Origin of the sequence: Xanthomonas sp. SHU 166 (assembly GCF_000364685.1) — a bacterium.
Taxonomy (GTDB): Bacteria; Pseudomonadota; Gammaproteobacteria; order Xanthomonadales; family Xanthomonadaceae; genus Xanthomonas_A; species Xanthomonas_A sontii.
In genome coordinates, this window is sequence record NZ_AQOJ01000666.1 from 1 (window position 1) to 517 (window position 517).

General features: G+C 73.7%; 1 pseudogene. It reads left to right on the forward strand.

The window, feature by feature from the left end:
- Positions 1-119: 119 nt before the first annotated feature.
- A pseudogene (locus D180_RS23100) lies at positions 120-517 on the forward strand (peptidase); the annotation flags it as partial.

Here is a 517-nt window from a genome sequence, read left to right on the forward strand (position 1 = left end):
CCACGAAGGCACCTGCATCGGCAAGGCCGGCAGTGCCGTCCAGATCCAACGCCGCGGCTCCCGGCGCCAGCAGGCCTGCCTCGGCGACGCCCGCCGCCGCGCCACCGGCGGGCAACGCGCTGCGGCCCAAGGCCACCGGCGAAGGTTCGCTGGCGCAGGGGCGGGCACGCACGGTCGTCTACATCCATGGCATCGGCAACAAACCGCCGGCCGAGGTGTTGCGCTGCCAATGGGATCGCGCGCTGTTCGGTCGCGCGATGGGCGAGCGCACCCGCATGGCCTACTGGGTCAACCGCGAACGCTATCCGTCGCCGGAACCGGGCGATTGCCAGGACCAGGACCGCGGCCCGGTGTTGAACCAGGCCGAGCAGCGCGTGCTCAGTGCACTCGGCGTAGCGCCGCAACTGGCCGATCTGCGCCAGCTCGCCGACACGCTGGCCGCCAGCGAGGCCGAGCGCGCGCGGCTGCACCAAGTGCTGGACGAGGTGGAGGCGGCGGCGCCGGCACCGGCGGCTGC